Annotated in this window: 15 protein-coding genes; 7 read left to right on the forward strand and 8 right to left on the reverse strand. The window is 61.1% G+C overall.

The window, feature by feature from the left end; all coding sequences use genetic code 11:
* Window positions 1-20: 20 nt before the first annotated feature.
* The 3 genes from AC58X1_RS04940 (at window position 21) to AC58X1_RS04950 (ending at window position 1,785) form a co-directional block, all read left to right on the forward strand.
* On the forward strand, window positions 21-587 hold the full coding sequence (locus AC58X1_RS04940; protein WP_101320050.1) for a sigma-70 family RNA polymerase sigma factor: 567 nt from the start codon (window positions 21-23) through the stop codon (window positions 585-587).
* Window positions 584-1,306: an anti-sigma factor gene (locus AC58X1_RS04945; protein ID WP_188036136.1), complete on the forward strand. Its 723-nt coding sequence runs from the start codon at window positions 584-586 to the stop codon at window positions 1,304-1,306. Before AC58X1_RS04940 ends, AC58X1_RS04945 begins: the two co-directional genes overlap by 4 nt.
* 116 nt (window positions 1,307-1,422) lie before the next feature.
* Window positions 1,423-1,785, forward strand: coding sequence for a VOC family protein (locus AC58X1_RS04950; protein ID WP_188036137.1), 363 nt, complete (start codon window positions 1,423-1,425; stop codon window positions 1,783-1,785).
* 9 nt (window positions 1,786-1,794) lie between these two features.
* Here the strand turns inward: AC58X1_RS04950 and AC58X1_RS04955 are convergent, their stop codons facing one another.
* A complete protein-coding gene (locus AC58X1_RS04955) occupies window positions 1,795-2,697 on the reverse strand; it encodes a LysR family transcriptional regulator (RefSeq protein ID WP_101320056.1) in 903 nt (300 codons plus the stop codon).
* 113 nt (window positions 2,698-2,810) lie between these two features.
* On the opposite strand from AC58X1_RS04955, the gene AC58X1_RS04960 reads away from it, so the two are divergent.
* The gene (locus AC58X1_RS04960; RefSeq protein WP_150569040.1) at window positions 2,811-3,872 is read left to right on the forward strand and encodes an AbrB family transcriptional regulator; all 1,062 of its coding nucleotides are present in this window, start codon (window positions 2,811-2,813) and stop codon (window positions 3,870-3,872) included.
* A 23-nt stretch (window positions 3,873-3,895) separates the two neighbouring features.
* On the opposite strand, the gene AC58X1_RS04965 is transcribed toward AC58X1_RS04960, so the two are convergent.
* The 3 genes from AC58X1_RS04965 to AC58X1_RS04975 form a co-directional block, all read right to left on the reverse strand.
* Window positions 3,896-5,149 carry an OprD family porin gene (locus AC58X1_RS04965; protein WP_150572466.1) on the reverse strand — a complete coding sequence of 418 codons (1,254 nt, stop codon included), beginning with the start codon at window positions 5,147-5,149 and terminating at the stop codon, window positions 3,896-3,898.
* A gap of 67 nt (window positions 5,150-5,216) precedes the next feature.
* On the reverse strand, window positions 5,217-6,521 hold the full coding sequence (locus AC58X1_RS04970) for a CitMHS family transporter (RefSeq protein WP_150572467.1): 1,305 nt from the start codon (window positions 6,519-6,521) through the stop codon (window positions 5,217-5,219).
* A gap of 125 nt (window positions 6,522-6,646) precedes the next feature.
* On the reverse strand, window positions 6,647-7,720 hold the full coding sequence (locus AC58X1_RS04975; protein WP_101320064.1) for a 4-oxalomesaconate tautomerase: 1,074 nt from the start codon (window positions 7,718-7,720) through the stop codon (window positions 6,647-6,649).
* Between the two features lie 147 nt (window positions 7,721-7,867).
* Here AC58X1_RS04975 and AC58X1_RS04980 point away from each other — a divergent pair, with 147 nt between their 5' ends.
* The gene (locus tag AC58X1_RS04980; RefSeq protein ID WP_101320065.1) at window positions 7,868-8,761 is read left to right on the forward strand and encodes a LysR family transcriptional regulator; all 894 of its coding nucleotides are present in this window, start codon (window positions 7,868-7,870) and stop codon (window positions 8,759-8,761) included.
* Between the two features lie 41 nt (window positions 8,762-8,802).
* Here AC58X1_RS04980 and tcuB read toward each other — a convergent pair whose 3' ends face one another.
* The 3 genes from tcuB to AC58X1_RS04995 all read right to left on the reverse strand — a co-directional run bounded on the left by tcuB (window position 8,803) and on the right by AC58X1_RS04995 (window position 12,470).
* Window positions 8,803-9,984, reverse strand: a complete 1,182-nt coding sequence (gene tcuB / locus AC58X1_RS04985) for a tricarballylate utilization 4Fe-4S protein TcuB (RefSeq protein WP_150572468.1) — start codon at window positions 9,982-9,984, stop codon at window positions 8,803-8,805.
* The gene (gene tcuA, locus AC58X1_RS04990; RefSeq protein ID WP_188036140.1) at window positions 9,965-11,419 is read right to left on the reverse strand and encodes an FAD-dependent tricarballylate dehydrogenase TcuA; all 1,455 of its coding nucleotides are present in this window, start codon (window positions 11,417-11,419) and stop codon (window positions 9,965-9,967) included. Before tcuA ends, tcuB begins: the two co-directional genes overlap by 20 nt.
* Before the next feature lie 124 nt (window positions 11,420-11,543).
* Window positions 11,544-12,470 (reverse strand): LysR family transcriptional regulator, encoded by a 927-nt coding sequence (locus tag AC58X1_RS04995; RefSeq protein WP_101320071.1) that lies wholly within the window; start codon window positions 12,468-12,470, stop codon window positions 11,544-11,546.
* Between the two features lie 170 nt (window positions 12,471-12,640).
* On the opposite strand from AC58X1_RS04995, the gene AC58X1_RS05000 reads away from it, so the two are divergent.
* Complete coding sequence (locus tag AC58X1_RS05000; protein ID WP_101320073.1) at window positions 12,641-13,189, forward strand: lipocalin family protein; 549 nt, start codon at window positions 12,641-12,643, stop codon at window positions 13,187-13,189.
* A gap of 1,149 nt (window positions 13,190-14,338) precedes the next feature.
* Here the strand turns inward: AC58X1_RS05000 and AC58X1_RS05005 are convergent.
* A complete protein-coding gene (locus AC58X1_RS05005; protein ID WP_497428443.1) occupies window positions 14,339-15,721 on the reverse strand; it encodes a PAAR domain-containing protein in 1,383 nt (460 codons plus the stop codon).
* Between the two features lie 221 nt (window positions 15,722-15,942).
* Between AC58X1_RS05005 and AC58X1_RS05010 the strand changes: the two genes are divergently transcribed.
* Window positions 15,943-16,899: a ribonuclease Z gene (locus AC58X1_RS05010; protein ID WP_497428444.1), complete on the forward strand. Its 957-nt coding sequence runs from the start codon at window positions 15,943-15,945 to the stop codon at window positions 16,897-16,899.
* Window positions 16,900-16,915 lie beyond the last annotated feature (16 nt).

Genomic DNA, 16,915 nt, shown 5'->3' on the forward strand with positions numbered 1-16,915 from the left:
GGGGTCCGCACCCCTTGCCAATGGCTGAACAGAATTTGTCCTTGCCTGAAACCGCGTTTGATTATCAACGTTGCCTGCTGGCCTGCGCTGCAGGCGATCGTAGAGCCCTGCGCGAGCTGTATCAGCAGGAAAGCGCGCGTTTGCTCGGGGTCGCCCTGCGCATCGCACGCGAACCGGCGGTCGCTGAAGACATCGTCCATGACGCCTTCGTGCGCATCTGGACGCATGCCGCAAGCTTCGACCCAGACAGAGGTTCGGCACGTGGCTGGATCTACAGCGTCACCCGGCATCTGGCATTAAACTTCGTGCGTGATGGCGCCCGCCAGGTGCCTCTGGATGAGCAACACGACGAGGCGCTGCAAGCCTCTGCGCAGTGGCAGCCAGTGGACTTTACCGCGCAGGCGCATTCGGCGCGGATTTACCACTGCCTGGAGCAGTTGGAGCCGGCGCGGCGCGACTGCATCCTGCACGCCTACGTCGACGGCTGCACCCATGCAGAAATCGCCCAGCGCATGAGCACGCCGCTGGGCACGGTCAAGGCCTGGATCAAACGCAGCCTGGCAGCATTGCGGGAGTGCATGGGATGAACAACGACCAGAGCAACGCCGATGAGCTGGAGCAACTGGCCGGTGAATACGTACTGGGCACGCTCGACGCCGAGCAACGTGACGCCGTGCAACAACGCCTGGCCTATGACGGTGCCTTGCGCGCCGCTATCGATGCTTGGGAGCAACGCCTGCTGGAGTTGACTGCCCTCGCCCCGGCGCAACAACCCTCGAGGCAACTGTGGCAGCGCATTGGCCGCAGCCTGGACAACCTCGCTCCACGTGAAGCAGCCCCCGAACGCAGCGTGAACACCTCCTGGTGGAACCTGCTGCCGCTGTGGCGTGGCCTGGCAGGTGCTGGCCTGGCGGCATGTCTGGTGATGGCCGTGGCGCTGTCGAGCCAGACTGTCACGCCGCCGCAGACCTCCTATCTGGTCGTGCTGGTCGCCCCGCAAGACCGCGCCCCGGGCTGGGTGATTCAGGCCAGCAGTCCGCGTGAGGTCGAGCTGATTCCACTCGGCCAAGTCACTGTGCCGGCCGACAAAACCCTGCAGTTCTGGACCAAGGGTGATGACTGGCAAGGGCCGGTCTCGCTAGGTCTGGTCCAGCCAGGGGAGAAGATTTCGGTGCCGCTGGACAAACTGCCGCCGCTTGAAGCGAACCAGTTGTTCGAACTGACACTGGAGAATGCCGGCGGATCGAAGACTGGCAAGCCGACTGGGCCGATTCAGTTTATTGGCCGGGCGGTAAAAGTCATCTGATTGTCGGCATGGAGCCTGTGGCTTCGAGGTTGAGCACGCATGAGCTATGTGGACAAAGCTGTCCAAAAGCCCTCATGCTCACGGCTTCAAGTTCACGACCGAGCAAGGAAGCCATCATGACTGTTCGCGGTAACGACCGGCAGATCGACAACATCGAATTCAATGTCAGCGACATTGCCCGCAGCAAAGCGTTTTACGCCAAGGCATTCGACTGGACCTTCGTCGATTACGGCCCGACCTACACCGAATTCAGTGACGGTCGCCTGAGCGGCGGTTTCACTACCGGCGAACCGGTACGCCCCGGCGGCCCGCTGGTGATTCTGTACGCCGACGATCTGGATGCGACTCAGCAGCGGCTGCTGGCTGCTGGCGCGCAGATCAGCCGGCAGACCTTCTCATTCCCCGGCGGCAGCCGCTTCCACTTCATCGACCCGGACGGCTACGAGCTGGCGGTGTGGACTGCAACAAGCACTGCTTGATCGGCCCGTTCAGTTGTCACCGAAAAAACTGCGCCCGCGTTCCTTGAGCAATTCGACCATCGCGGCCACGGCCGGTGGCAGATAGCCCTCGGCGCGAATCGACACCGCCACAGTGCGGTGCATGGTGGTTTCATCCAGGGTCACCGCACGCAAGCGCGACATACCGTGGCCGTGCTCAAGGGTTTCCCTCGCTACAAAGCTCAGCAGCCGGGTGCGCTCGATCAGGCGGGGCAGCATCGAGATGCTGTTGGCTTCGATCTGCACCTGTGGCATCGGCAAATGGCGAGTGGCAAACACGTTGTCGATCCAGCGCCTGGAACTGACCGTGATCGCCGGCAGCACCCAGCGGTATTGGCAAAGGCTGTGCAAGGTGATCGGCGCGGCAAACAGTGGATGGTCGGCACTGGCTACCACCACGGCCTCATCCTGCAGGATCGGGTAACTGCTGACGTGCGGATCATCGACGATCAGCGGGCAGATGATGGCATCCAACCGCCCCGAGCGCAGCGACTCCTTGAGCAGATCGTCCTGGCCGATGGACAGCTGCAAGGTCAGCTCGGGCGCGCGCTGCAACAGCGACTCGGTCAGCCGCGGCAACAAGTACTCAGCCATGCTCGCCGCGCAACCGAGGCGGATGTTGCCAATCAGACCACCGGCAAAATCGCGGACCTCGCGCTCGGTTTCGGCGATGTTCAGCTGCAATTGCCGACCTCGTTCAAGCAGCAACTCGCCTACGTCGGTCAGCTTGATACGCCGGCCATCGCGCTTGAACAGCCGCGTGCCAAGTGATTCTTCCAGCCGCTGGATACTTTTGCTCAAGGCGGGCTGGCTGCGGTTGAGCCGTTCGGCAGCCCGGCCAAGATGACCAAGCTCAGCGATGGTGGCGAAGTAAGTCAGGTCGCGAAGGTCCATGATTCATGAATTTCAGTTATAGGTTCATCGAAATTAGAAAATAGACTTGATCGATTGCGCCGTCGATAATTTTCTCCAGTAAGCGCCGTTACCGGGTCGAGGAGAATCACCACGTGCAGTTGTTCCTATCAAATCCCCTGCTGATCCTGCGTTGGCTGGCCCTGATCGGTTGTGCTGCCGCCAGCGGCCAACTACTGCATGCGTTGGCAGTGCCTGCAGGATTGTTTCTCGGGCCGATGCTGACCGCGATCGCCTTTGGCGTCAGTGGCACCGGGCTGCGCCTGCACAAACAGGTGTTTCGCTTTGGCCAGGGCTGCGTCGGCCTGATGGTTGCCCACTCGATGAGCTGGACGGTACTGGCGGCCTTGGCGCAGTCGTGGCCGGTGATGCTGATAACCACGCTGCTCACTGTGCTGTTGAGCGCCATGGTAGGCCTGGCCACTGTACGTTACGGCGGTATCTCGGCCGCGACTGCAGCCTGGGGCACAGCCCCTGGCGCAGCTTCGGCGATGGTCTCGATGGCGGAAGCACACGGTGCCGATCCTCGGGTAGTGGCAACCATGCAATACGTGCGGGTCGTCTGCGTAGTAATGATCGGCGCGCTGGTCAGCCACTTGCTTGGCGCCGGCGATATCGCCAGCAAGGCGTTGGTACCAGCCGCCAGCACCCCTGCGGTACAGCTGAACCAACTGCTGCCATGCCTGGCAGTGATTGTGATCGGGATAACCCTGGCCGCCAAACTGCCTGCGGGCGCGCTGCTGGCACCGTTGTTGATCGGTAGTGCGCTGCAACTGAGTGGCCTGATGCAGATCACCCTGCCCGGCTGGTTGCTGGCCTTTGCCTATGGCGCCATCGGATGCTACGTAGGCCTGCGTTTCGATCGTGCCACGGTGCGTTATGTGGGGAGCCGCTTGCCGACCATGATCGCCGGAGCGACCGGCTTGATCGCGCTGTGCGCCGGCTGCGCCTGGTTGCTGGCATGGGTCACTGGGCATGATTTTCTTTCGATGTACTTGGCAACCAGCCCAGGCGGGCTGGATGCCATGGCCATCATTGCGGTGGAAACCCACTCAGATGTCGGGCTGGTGCTGGCAATGCAGACCTTGCGCCTGTTTGCCGTGATCATTACCGGTGCCTTTTGCGCCAGACAGATCATCCGCCTGGCCAAGGCCTGAAACCCGCTTACCCTGCTGCGCGTTTACCAGAGCGCAATGTCGTAGGTCAGGTACAGCCGATTGCTGTCACGACCGCGGGCGAAGTCAGCGCGATAGACGTAGTTACGTGCCTTGATGCCAAGCCCCTTGAAGGTGCCCGACTGGACCACGTAGGCCAGCTCGATGTCACGTTCCCACTCGCTCAGGCCAGCATCGCCGGAACGGCCATTGTCACCGCTCAGGTAGCGGGTCATGAAGGTCAGGCCTGGCACACCGGCTGCAGCAAAGTTGTAGGCGTAGCTGGCCATCCAGGTCTTTTCTTCTTCCTCGATGAACTTGCCGATGCCGACGTTGCTGAACGAGTACACGGTCGCACCGCTGATGTACGGCAGCCCGGCGTCGCCGTTGAGCACCTGGTAACCGGCACCTACGGTATGGCCGCTGTGGGCGTAGGCCAACTGGCCGCTGAGCATGTCGTTGTCGATCCGGCCGGCGTAGGCCGAACCGCTGTCATGGCTGCTGAAGTAGCGCAGGTCGCTGGTCAGCACGCCGCCACCGAGCTTGAGGTCGTGCTGGATACCGGCGAAGTCCTGGCGGTAGAAGTTTTCCAGTTCGCCATGGAAGTAGCTCAGGCGCAGTGTTTTGCTGGCGGCATAGTCAGCACCGGCGTAGCGGAAATCGCCGGTCTCGTCGCCGCGATAGCCGTCGACATAGAGCCCGGTGCTGTCGGACGAATCGCGCTGCTTGAAGCGGTCCAGCTGGCCGGCAGTCAGGGTCAGTCCATCGATATCGGTGCTGACCAGTTGAGTGCCCTGGTAGGTCTGCGGCAACAAGCGTGCATCGTTGTGCACCAGCACCGGGGTCTTGGGCAGCAAGGTGCCGTGCTTGACCACGGTATTGGCCAGCTTGGCTTTGGCGGTTACACCCGCGCTGGCGAACTCGTCGGCCGCGCGGCCATCGTCATGCACCGGCAACAGGCCGGTGCCACTGCGGCCGCGACCGGAGTCGAGCTTGACCCCGACCAGCGCCATGGCATCGAGGCCAACACCGATGGTGCCCTGGGTGAAACCTGACTGGTAATCCAGCAAAAAGCCCTGCGCCCATTCGGTGCGCTCGCTCTTGGCAGTGGCGGCAGCACGGGCAGTCATGCCCTGCTCGTCACGGAAGTTCTCGTTGAAGTAGACATTGCGCAGTTGCAGCTTGAGTTTGCTGTCTTCGATAAAGCCGCCGGCGACGGCCACAGGCAGGCAGCCGCAGAACAGGCCGCAGGCGGCCCCACGCAGAAGGAGTGATTGCATGTCAGAGGACTCTTTTATTGTTTTTTGAAGGGCTGCGCGGGCACCGAGCGGTGCCCGTCCAACAAGGTCAGGCGAAGAACGAAATGGCGCCGGTCAGGACTGCCAGGGCGGTGATTACCAGGGAGGTATACACCGCCCATTTAACCGTGGCTTTCTGGAAGTCGCCGATATCGCGGTCAACCATCCCCACCAGCAGCAGGGTCGAAGCCACCAGCGGGCTCATCAGGTGCACCGGCTGGCCAAGTACCGAGGCGCGAGCGATTTCCACCGGGTCGATGCCGTATGCAGCAGCGGCGTTGGCCAGGATCGGCACCACGCCGAAGTAGTAGGCATCGTTGGACAGGACGAAGGTCAGCGGCATGCTGGTGATCGCCACCACCAGCGGGAACCAGTGCCCCCAGGCATCCGGGATCCAGTCAACCAAAGTCTGCGCCAGCGCGTCGACCATCTTCGTGCCCGAGAAGATGCCCGCGAAGATACCGGCGGCAAACACCAGCAGGACCACGGTCATGGCATTGCCCGAGTGAGCGAGGATGCGCTCTTTCTGGATGTCCAGCTGCGGGTAGTTGATCATCAGCGCAGCAACGAAACCGATCATGAACAGGATCGCCGCGTGCATCACACCCAGCACCAGCGCAGTCATCACCGCGATCACCAGCACCAGGTTGACGTAGGCCAGGCGCGGACGCTTGTGCGGGGTGTCTTCCAGAATCGCCTTGATGTAGCAGTCGCCACCACCGGACTCGAGCTTGATGTTACCAATGCGCTTGCGCTCGCTACGGCCCAGCAGGAACGCGGTGAACACAACCCAGGCGGCGCCGCCGATCATGGTTGGCAGCATCGGGATGAAGTAGTGGGTGGCGTCCAGGCCCAAGGCAGCGATGGCGCGAGTAGCCGGCCCGCCCCATGGGCTCATGCCGCTCATGATGCTCAGCGACAGCATCGAGATGGTCGCCAGAATCATCGGGTTCATGCCGATGCGCTTGTACAGCGGCAGCATCGCGGCGCAGGTGATCATGTAGGTGGTGGTGCCGTCACCATCCAGTGCGACCAGCAGCGACAGCAGCGCGGTGCCGATGGCAATTTTCAGCGGGTCGCCATTGACCCTTTTGAGGATCTTGCGGATCAGCGGGTCGAACAAGCCCGCATCGATCATCAGGCCGAAGAAGAGAATGGCAAACAGCAACAAGGCTGCCGACGGCGCAACCATTTTCAGGCCGTCGAGCATCATCTTGCCGGTTTCCGGGGCGAAGCCGCCGATCACCGCAAATACGATAGGCACGACCGTCAAGGCCACGATTGGGGATAAGCGTTTGCTCATGATCAGGTAGGTAAACGTCACTACCATGACCAAACCGAGGAGTGCGAGCATGTCTGTATCTCTTGTTTTTATTGTAAATGTGCACGTCTGCCGGGCAGACGGCGCCTGACTCGCTCGATGCCCGGCAAGGCAGCGAGCGATTGTATGTCAATCGTTAAACAAAGCGTTTAAAGCGATCAGCCGGCGAGCCTGCGCACGGACGGCGCGTAGACGTAGCCGGAGAAGAGCCGCCGGGCAGTGCGTACCACCGAGGCTTGAATCGGCTTGCCTTCGGTGCGTTCCAGGGCAATATCGATGCTGCCGCTCGGGTGTTCCAGGCGCACCTGAGTAAGGCCATTGGCGCGCTCGCCGAGCATCTGCATGACCACCGTGCCTGGGCTGACGCAGGCCGTCGCCAGGCCTATGGCGCCGGTGATGGCCAATGCCCGATGGCAGTCGTGCGGCATGAAGTAACGCACCTGCAGGGTGCCGTCGAATTTGGCTGGCGAGATCAGCACGGGTTTGGGGATGACCATACCGCTGACATCGCCCAGGCCCATCGCCGCGCCGGCCTTGATCCGCAGCGCTTCGATTTTTTGCATCAGCGCGCTGTTGCCCTCGAGCTCGGCCGGGCTTTCGCCGCCGGTAACGCCAAGCTTGCTGGCTTCGATGATCATCATCGGCATGGCCATGTCGATGCAGGTTAGCTCGACACCATCGATCACATCGCTGGCCTGACCGGTGGGGAACAGCTTGCCGGTCTTGCTACCAACGGCATCGAGGAAGGTCAACTGCACCGGCGCTGCGGTACCCGGCACGCCGTCGATCGCAGTGCGGCCCTCGTAGCGGACGATGCCGCCGGGGGTTTCCACCAGCGAGTTGACGAAGGTTCCGGTGTTCAAGTTGCGGATGCGCACCAGGGTCTTGCCTTCGGTGGCCTTGACCAGGCCCTCTTCGATGGCGAATGGGCCGACTGCGCAGAGCATGTTGCCGCAATTAGGTGCAGTATCGACGCGGCGCTGAGCGACCATGACCTGAACGAACAGGTAGTCGACATCGGCATCGGCATGTAGCGAGGGGCTGAGGATCGCCACTTTGCTGGTCTGCGGGCTGCCGCCGCCGATGCCGTCGATTTCCAGCTCATGGCCAGAGCCCATCAGGTTGATCAGCATTTCGTCACGCTCGACCACGTTGGTCGGCAAGTCCCAGGCATGGAAAAACGGACCCTTGGAGGTACCGCCGCGCATCAGAACACAAGGAATTCGTTGCATGACTACTGACTCTTGTTGATCAATAGGGGGTATTGATGTGTTGGAAACAAGAGTGACAGGGACCGATAAATCAATCCAATGCAAAGATCGTAGCTATTATTGCGTGCAGCAAATGAATAAAGTCGTGGACTGCTGAAGAGAATCGTCATGGAATATGAGCTCCAGGATATAAGATCTTTCGTGAAAATCGCCGAACTTGGCAGCTTCCACGAAGCTGCTGATGTGCTCCATCTGTCTCAACCGGCACTGAGCCGGCGGATCAAGAAGCTAGAAGAAGGCCTGGGTACGCCGTTGCTCGAACGGACTACGCGCCGGGTCAGCCTGACCAGTGTCGGCCGCGACTTCCTGCCCAAGGCCAGACGCCTGCTGGATGACTTCGAGGACTCGATCCTGAGCATCCGCGAACTGGCCGAACGCCAGACCGGCCAGGTGACCCTGGCCTGCATCCCTACGGCAGCGTTCTACTTTTTGCCGTCGGTGATTCGCCTGTACAACGAGCAATATCCGAAGATCCGTATTCGCCTGCTCGATCTCAGCGCCAACGACGGACTTGAGGCCGTACTGCGCGGTGAAGCCGACTTCGGCATCAACATGATGAGTGGCCAGCACCCGGACATTGAGTTCGTGCCGCTGGTCGAGGAGAAGTTCGTCCTCGCCTGCCGCCGTGACCACGAGCTGGCCAGCCGCGCGTCGGTGACCTGGACGCAACTGGCCGACTATCGCCTGATCGGCGTAGGCCGCCTGAGCGGCAACCGGATGCTGCTCGACCATGCCTTGTCCGGCCTGAGCTGGCGTCCCAAGTGGTTCTATGAGGTGCAGCACTTGTCGACGTCGCTGGGCATGGTCGAGGCTGGCCTTGGCGTCTCCGCCATGCCCAGCCTGGCCATGCCGGCAGCCGACCACCCTACCCTGGTCAGCGTGCCGCTGAGCGAGCCAGAGGTGACCCGCACCCTCGGCCTGGTCTACCGCCGCGGCGCCTCGCTGTCGCCGGCTGCCGAGAAGTTCGTGGCCATTCTGCTGGAGAAATGGCCGAACAGCTGAGCCGTGCACGGCGACTGGCTTGCGCTGGTACTGAGCGGACGTCATTCGCCCCCCAGGCCGTGCGGATCGGGCTGGCGTTTTTCGATGGCAAACTTGAGCAACGCCGCGCTGCGGAAAATGCCGTGGGCGAACTTGCCGTAGGGCAAGGTCAGGAACAGCGCCATCACGCAGCCCAGGTGCACCGCGAGCAAGATGGCCATCGCTCCGGTGTCGCGCCAGCCGAGCAAGGCCAGGCCAGTCAGACTGACCAGCAGCAACAGCAGGATGAACGCGCGGTCCATCGGCCGCTGGCTGACATCGCCATGCGCTGGGTCGCGGCGCAGGTTGAGCAGCAGCAGGCCGACAGGGCCGATTACCAGGCCCACACCGCCGACAGTACCCAGCACTACCGGCCAGCTGAGCAACGGATAAGGCGCCATTTCACCCAGCAGGTAGTGGTAACCGGTGGCGACCACCGTCGCCGCAAAGCAGAGCATGAAACCGTAGAAGGTCAGGTGATGAAAACGCCGGCGCCACAAGGTGTAGCGGTCGCTCTCGTTGGTGCAGCCCTGGCCATGACCACCGTCCAGATACTTCAGTGTCAGCGCCGCAGTCGAGGCTTCCACCACCGCAGCATGCTTGCTTGCGGGCGGGCTGTCTGCCGGTGCGACCTCGCGCCAGAAGCGTCTGACGGCGATGCTCAACGCCAGCATGGCCGCGGCGAAGACCACGCCAAACATCAACGCCAGGGTGTTATGCGGGAACACCGCATAGAAATCCCCCGCCAGCCGCCCTGGTAGCAGCGTGCCATTGACCAGCAGCGCCAGCAGCAGGAACAGCGACAACCCGGCTGCCAGTGCACTGGCGAGCAGCGTGCCGTTATGCCGGTAGAGCCGGCCGAACGCGCTTGGCCAGGCGTAGTCCGAGTAAGTCTGGCCGCGCACGGTGGCCAGCGCCTTCGGCACATTTACGGCAAACTCATGCGGTGCGGCGTACTGGCAGGCATGCAAGCAGGCACCGCAGTTGTGACACAGGTTGGCCAGGTAGTGGATGTCGGCCTTGTTGAAGTCCAGCCGCCGGGTCATTGCCGGGAACACCGCGCAAAAGCCCTCGCAATAACGGCAGGCATTACAGATGCGCATCTGCCGGTCGACTTCGCTTTCGTCCACATTCAGCACGGCGATCAGTTCGCCGTGGCCCTTGCTGGGCTCGACCAGCCGCGGTTCAAGCAGTTGCGCAGTCATGGGTAATCTCGCTGGAAGGATGGTGATAGCCGAGCGCTGCCGCCGCCTGGGTGCCGGCAATCCGGCCGAAAGCGGTGCCGATGGACATGCCGACGCCGGCGGTGTAGCCCTTGCCCAAGACGTTGCCGGCCATCATTTCACCAGCAACGAACAGGTTCGGGCTGGGCTTGCCGGCAAAGTGCACGGCGGCGGTGTGATCGGTGCGCAGGCCCAGGTAGGTAAAGGTCACGCCGGGGCGCAACGGGTAGCCGTAGAAAGGTGGGGTATCCAGCGGGCGCGCCCAATGGCTCTTGACCGGTTGCACGCCTTGGGTATGGCAGTCATCAAGCCGAGTGTGGTCAAACGTGCCGACCTGGCAGGCTGCGTTGTAGGCCTGCACGGTGGCGACGAATTCGCCCTCGGGCAGGCCGAGCTGCTGTGCCAGTTCGCCGAGGGTATTGGCCTTGGTGCCGGCAAACACCGGCGGCATGAAACGCCCGAGCGCCTTTTGGTCAATGATCGAAAAGCCCACCTGCCCTGGCTGCTGGGCGACCAGGCGGCCCCAGATGGCATAGCGCTTGGGCCAGAAGTCTTCACCCTCGTCGTAGAAGCGCTGGCCGTCACGGTTGACCACCACGCCAAGCGACACGCAGTCGATACGGGTGCAGATGCCGCCGTCATACAGCGGAGCACGCGCGTCGATGGCAACCATGTGCGCCTGGGTCGGATCGCCGATGGTGTCGGCGCCCTGCTCCATCAAGCCACGCAATAGCACGCCGGTGTTGAAGCGTGTGCCACGGATCAGGAAATTGTCTGCAGTCCACTCGCCACGTTCGTTCTGGCCCCAGGCCTCGCGTAGCCATTCACGATTGGACTCAAAGCCACCGGCGGCGAGCACACAGGCCCGCGCCTCGATACGTTCGGCGGGCAGGTCGCGACCATCGACGTGACGAGGGCCAATATGGGCGGCCACAAAACGATCACCGTCAAGTTCGATGTGGCTGACCGGTGCGTTGTAGCGAACACCTACGCCGAGCTGCTCGGCGCTGCGGAAATAGGCATTGACCAGCGCCTTGCCGCCACCCATGAAAAAGGCGTTGGTGCGCGCGGTATGCAGGGCACCGGACAACGACGGCTGAAAGTGCACGCCATGGCTGCGCATCCAGTCCCGGCAGGTCGCCGAAGCTCTGATAACCAGGCGCGCCAGCTTTTCATCGGTCATGCCGCCGGTGACCTTGAGCAGGTCCTGCCAGAACTCTTCTTCCGGGTAGCTCTCGACCAGCACATCCTGCGGCGCATCGTGCATGCACCTGAGGTTGCGGGTGTGCTGCGAGTTGCCACCGCGCCATTCGCGCGGTGCGGCTTCCAGCAACAGCACGCTGGCACCGGCCTCGCGCGCCATCAGCGCAGCGCATAGGGCTGCGTTGCCGCCCCCTATGACGAGCACATCAATCATATCGCCTCCTGTTCAGCGAGGAGACGGGCGTTCGGTTGCTCCTCGCGATGGCGGCGACTTTAGAGCGCTGCCCAGGACGGCGAAACGGGCTGTCGGCACAGGGGCCTGCAGTTTTGCTAAAGGGTCAGGTCGAGAGCATCCGTGCACCGGGCCAACGGCCTTGCTCGACCAGCTCACGCGCCACGTCGAACAGCACGATGCGCGTGGCCAGTGCCGCCGGTGACAGTTCGTCTTCGGCCAGGCTGACCATCACATTGCGCCGCTCGGCGTCGGCATCGCTGATCTCGAACACCTTCAGCCCCGCCTGCAGCGATCGCGCTACCGTGGCGCCTGGCTGGATGGTTGCGGCGTGGCCGGCACACACCGCGTCCATCAACAACGACAGGCCGTCGATCTCCATGACGATGTCAGGCTCATGCCCCACCCGCTCGAAGGCTGAACGCAGTGTCGTGCGCAAACCGTGCTGGGCGCTGGGCAACACCAGCGGCAGATCCTTGAGCTGTGCCAGGCTAAGGCTATCGCCCCACTCCGCCCGCACCAGCGCCGCTGGCACCAACGCAAACAAGCGCTCTTGCAGCAGCGGTCGCAGGCTCAAACGCGGCCCCACATCGGCCTGGAACAGTACCGCCAGGTCCAGATGGCGCGCGTTGAGCTGGTTGACCAGATAACCCGAAAGCATCTCGACCAGATGCAGGCGCACGTCTGGATAACGCTCGCGCATGCGCGCAATCAGCGGCAGGCCGAGGATCGATGCTGTTGTGGGCGCCAGGCCAACGCTGGCATAGCCGCTCATGCGCCCGCTCTGCGCGGCCAGCACAGCGTGCTCGGCCTGACGCAGTGTCAGCCGGGCATGGTGCTGGAACGCCAAACCGGCCGCAGTCGGCGTCACGCCGGTGCTGGTGCGGGTCAACAGCCGCGTGCACAGCTCACCTTCGAGCTTGGACAGCTGCTGGCTCAACGCCGAAGCGCCAACACCCAGCTCAAGGGCGGCGCGGCCGAGGCTGCCGTGTTCGAGTACACCGAGGTAGTAGCGTAATTGGCGCAGTTCCATGGAGACCTCGGGCGATGGTGGGCGGCTACCCTATACTCAAAGCTTTGCACAACTCAATGGCTGGCTCCACGGTGATGTTGCAACCTGCTGGGCCGCACATCGGCACTTTCCCAGCGCGTTGGGTTCGAACGTTGCAGACAAACCATTCGACTGTTTCCAGGAGGTGCCTGATGATCCTACGCAACACTTTGCTGCTGTCATGCCTGGCCTTGGCGCTGGCCGGCTGCGCAAGCTCAAGCGACAACCAGAAACCGCCGGCAACCATGCAGGTCGACCTGCAGCGTTACCAAGGCACCTGGTATGAAGTCGCCCGCCTGCCGATGTTCTTCCAGCGCAACTGCGTGCAGTCAGAAGCGCGATACGGTCTGCGCGCCGACGGCCTGATCGACGTCACCAATCGCTGCCGTGAAGAAGACGGCAAGTGGAACGAAGTCCACGGCACCGCAGAACCACAGGTGCCGGGCAAGACCGACAAGCTCTGGGTCAAGTTCGACAACTGGTTCAGCAAGCTTCTGCCCGGCTTGACCAAGGGCGAGTACTGGGTGCTGTACCACGATCAGGATTACCAGGTTGCATTGGTCGGCCACCCGAACCGCGAGTATCTGTGGCTGCTGTCGCGCACGCCGACCATCAGCAGTGAAACGCGTGAGAAATTGCTGACTACGGCGCGTGAGCAAGGTTATGACGTGAGTGAGTTGGTGTGGCGTAAGGCGGACTAGGGCAAATAAGTTGGAAGGGGCTGGCTTTTACGCCCCCTCCGACCTATGTACTTATATATTCTCCAACTTTGTAAAGTCCAAGAATACTCAGCAGCACCAGGGTCGCGCATAACATCATTGCCCCCGCTACGATAACTGGTAACTTTAAGGATCTTGGGAAGTTAATAAACCCACCCGAATCCAACTCACCACGTTTAATATGAACACGCGACATAGCCAGAACTCCGCTAATGGTGCCAAGCAGTATCCATCGCGAGAAAAGCCTTTTCTCACCTCATACCCGCCTTTGCATCTCAAGCCAAACACTGCTCTGAAGAGCTGACATCATACGCTCAAGGTCACGCCCCCAGGCAGTTCAGAAATTTATTGATATCCCTAAGACCATAACCATGAGCGGACCGAAGATCATCAACAGCTGCCACATTAACGGCCAGGACCGAGGATTTAGGATCATGGCGCACTCACCTCATAAATAACCTTACCTGCTCATTCCCCTGCGCTACTTCCAAGCGCCCCGCCTGCCAATGAGCCATCCACAACTAAGGCGATACCGCAAGCGACGCACCCATAAACACCAAAGTTAGAAACGCACCCCTGCAAACTTCCAGCGCTTTGTTGGGCCAGGAATGCTAGCAGTATCTGACAGATAATACCCCACCATAGACGAACAGCACGCATACGCCTAAAGGTAGCGGAAGTACTTTCAGCTGGATACGCGAAGCTGCTCTTGTCAACAAGAAGACCGACCAGGCGAGTACTTACGACCTACCCAATTTGATGAATGCAGCGACAACAATCATCCCTATAAATCCAACAATCGTAAGCCATAAGGACGCCACCATCCTTTTTCTCAGTCCGTCCGGGAACGCCTCTAACCCCTCGACACTTAACATCCCTCTTCGAATCTGTGGTCCTGGCAGGATAAGCAATCCGCATACACCGCACACAATTATCCAACGTGACTTCAAGCTCAAGTCACTCATGTACCGCTTCTGACCTTCAAGCCAGGCACTGCTGCTAAGGGCGGCAACGACCACAAAGAACTCACGCGTGCAGGCTATGTAAAAGCTTAACGCCACACCTGACATACCTACCACAATGGGGGTCAACAACACACTGACACGCAGCATAAATGCCCAACTATCGAACTCAATCATCATACTGGTCATATATCATCTCACCTACTGTTTCTCCCGCAACTCCACCAGCCATTCCACCTGCCAATGAACCACCCCCTACGAGCACGAGCCCACACACCGGCACCCCGACACCCGCAGATACAACAGAGAAAACACCGCAGACCGCTAAGGCAGCGGACGTACCCAATTTCGCGCCTAATGCACCTCCAGCAATTCCTCCCGTAAAATTCCCCGCCTCCGTCAATCTGATTTTTTTGCACTCCGCTGTTTCACCGAAACGACATACTTCTTGAACATTTAGGTAAGAAGCCCCGCCCCCTATGGCAGTACCGACAGCCCCACCATACTGTAGATACTTCGCCACTTTCGCCACCTCGTCCAAATGCGTGGCATAACCCGGAATCTGGCCCGGCCCGCCGGCTTTTGACCAATGATGAACCAGGCTTTTGGTAGATATCTTCAGATCACGGCGAAGACGCGCGTACGGGCCGAGGTTCAGACGCTTGTTCAAGAACGCCGCTTTTAATTGTCCATCGAGCTGCCTGAGCAACTTCTGTCGACTGGCAAAGAACTCCGGGCTGTTCAGGTGGCCGAACTTGGCGAACTGCTGTTTGTGTAACTGGTCGACTTCGAGCAAGGTCGCCCGGACCTGCCTCAGGCCTTGCTCCAGTACATCCTTACCGACACCCATGGACTGGCTGGCGCCTGTCAGCAATCCTGCAATTTCAGCCTGATGCTCCATCATGAATTCGGCTTCGTCGTAGTCGAGCAGCGCCAGCGAGTCGCGGGCCTGCTGTGCGGCGGCCATCAGTTGAGCTTCTTCGCGGGTGCAGGCGTCGCCGTTGTCGGGGTCACCGATGACGAAAATCTCTCCGGCCTTGAAGCCTTGCTGGAACGTCGGGTTGAGCATCTGCAGGCGCGAGATCGGCAAGGTGCTGTCCTGCTCGGCTAACTGCATCAGCACCTGCGGGAAGGACATGTTGCGCTGGACAATATGGAAGCCTGGCTCATTGATGTACGGCCGGCTATCAACGAAGTGCACAGGCTGACCAAAGCTCTGCGCGCTTGGGCCGACCACGCGCGAAGACCTTGTCTCCCGCCAGGGTGGAACAAAGTCAGGTGGCGCTACAACTCGGTTGGTACCGGGCGGGCAAGCGCACAGCACCAGCGAACCATCGACCGCCACTTCGCTGCCATCGGAGATAAAGCACGGCGCGCCTTCGGCAACGGTGCCTGGTTCGGCGCACAACGGGCAGGCCGTGGTCTTGTCGCCGACACGCAGGACCATGCGCCCATCACAGATGTAGCCATCACCCGTGGCGATGCACACCGCACCCGTTGTCGTATCATCGCCATCGACAGCTTGACCTTTACCGTCAATTATCACGCGCATCTGCAAACGCCCTGTGCTTGTTGAGCCAGGGAAACTAGCAGCTTCTGACCGGTATTTTTCCCCGCCAAAAGCGAACAGGATGCGCCCTACTACATTGAGCGAAAAGTCTTACGGACGGAGACTTTTCCTGACAGCCAAAACGCTCAAACCTGCTTTGAGAGTCTTCATCAGTCAGCCAACGCAAGGCTAAAATAGCCCTCCGAACCCAAGAGGATCCTGCAATGGACCTGCAGTTTCTGGGCACCTCGTCTGGGGTACCCACCAAGGCCCGCAACGTCAGCGCGACAGCAGTCATCGAAGCGTCCGGCAAAAGCTGGTATCTGGTTGATTGCGGCGAAGGCACCCAGCATCAGTTACTGCACACATCACTGTCGATGCGTGATCTGCGCGGGATATTCATCACCCATGTCCACGGTGACCACTGCTACGGGCTGCCGGGATTGCTCGCCAGCGCGGGAATGTCCGGGCGCAGCGAACCGCTCGAACTGATCATGCCGCTGGCACTGCATGAGTGGCTGCGCCTGAGCCTGGCGGTGAGCCAGACCTATCTGCCCTTCGAGCTGCATCTGCTGGCGGTAGAAACGCTGCAGGACTGGCGCAGCACGCAGGTTGCGGTGACTACCGTAGAGCTGTCGCACCGGGTGCCGAGCTATGGCTTTGTGTTCACCGAGATCAACCCGGAGCCGCGCCTGGACACCGACCGCCTGCAAGCCGACGGCATCCCGCGCGGGCCGCTGTGGGGTGATCTGGCCCATGGCCGGCAGGTCGAACATGAAGGTCGTGTGCTCGACACGCTGACTTACCTGAAGGCATCCCGAGCGGCCCGGCGCATCGTCGTCTGCGGCGACAACGACTCACCCGCACTGCTGGCCGAGGCTGCCAAAGGTGCCGATGTGCTAGTGCATGAAGCCACCTTCACCGAACCTGTGCTGCAACGCTCGCAATCGAACTTCGGCCACAGCACTGCGGCGGCTGTCGCGCAATTTGCCGAGGCTGCAGGTGTACCGAACCTGGTATTGACTCACTTCAGCGCCCGTTATCAGGACAACCCGCAGCGCAGCCCGTCCATCGATGATGTGCGCCAGGAGGCGCAGGCCCATTACAGCGGGCAACTGACACTGGCTCGGGACCTGCAGCGTTATCACCTGGGCAAGGATGGCCTGCTCGCAGCGGTGTGAGTTGGCCGACAGTGCA

It is taken from the genome of Pseudomonas sp. PGPR N4 (genome assembly GCF_059693665.1).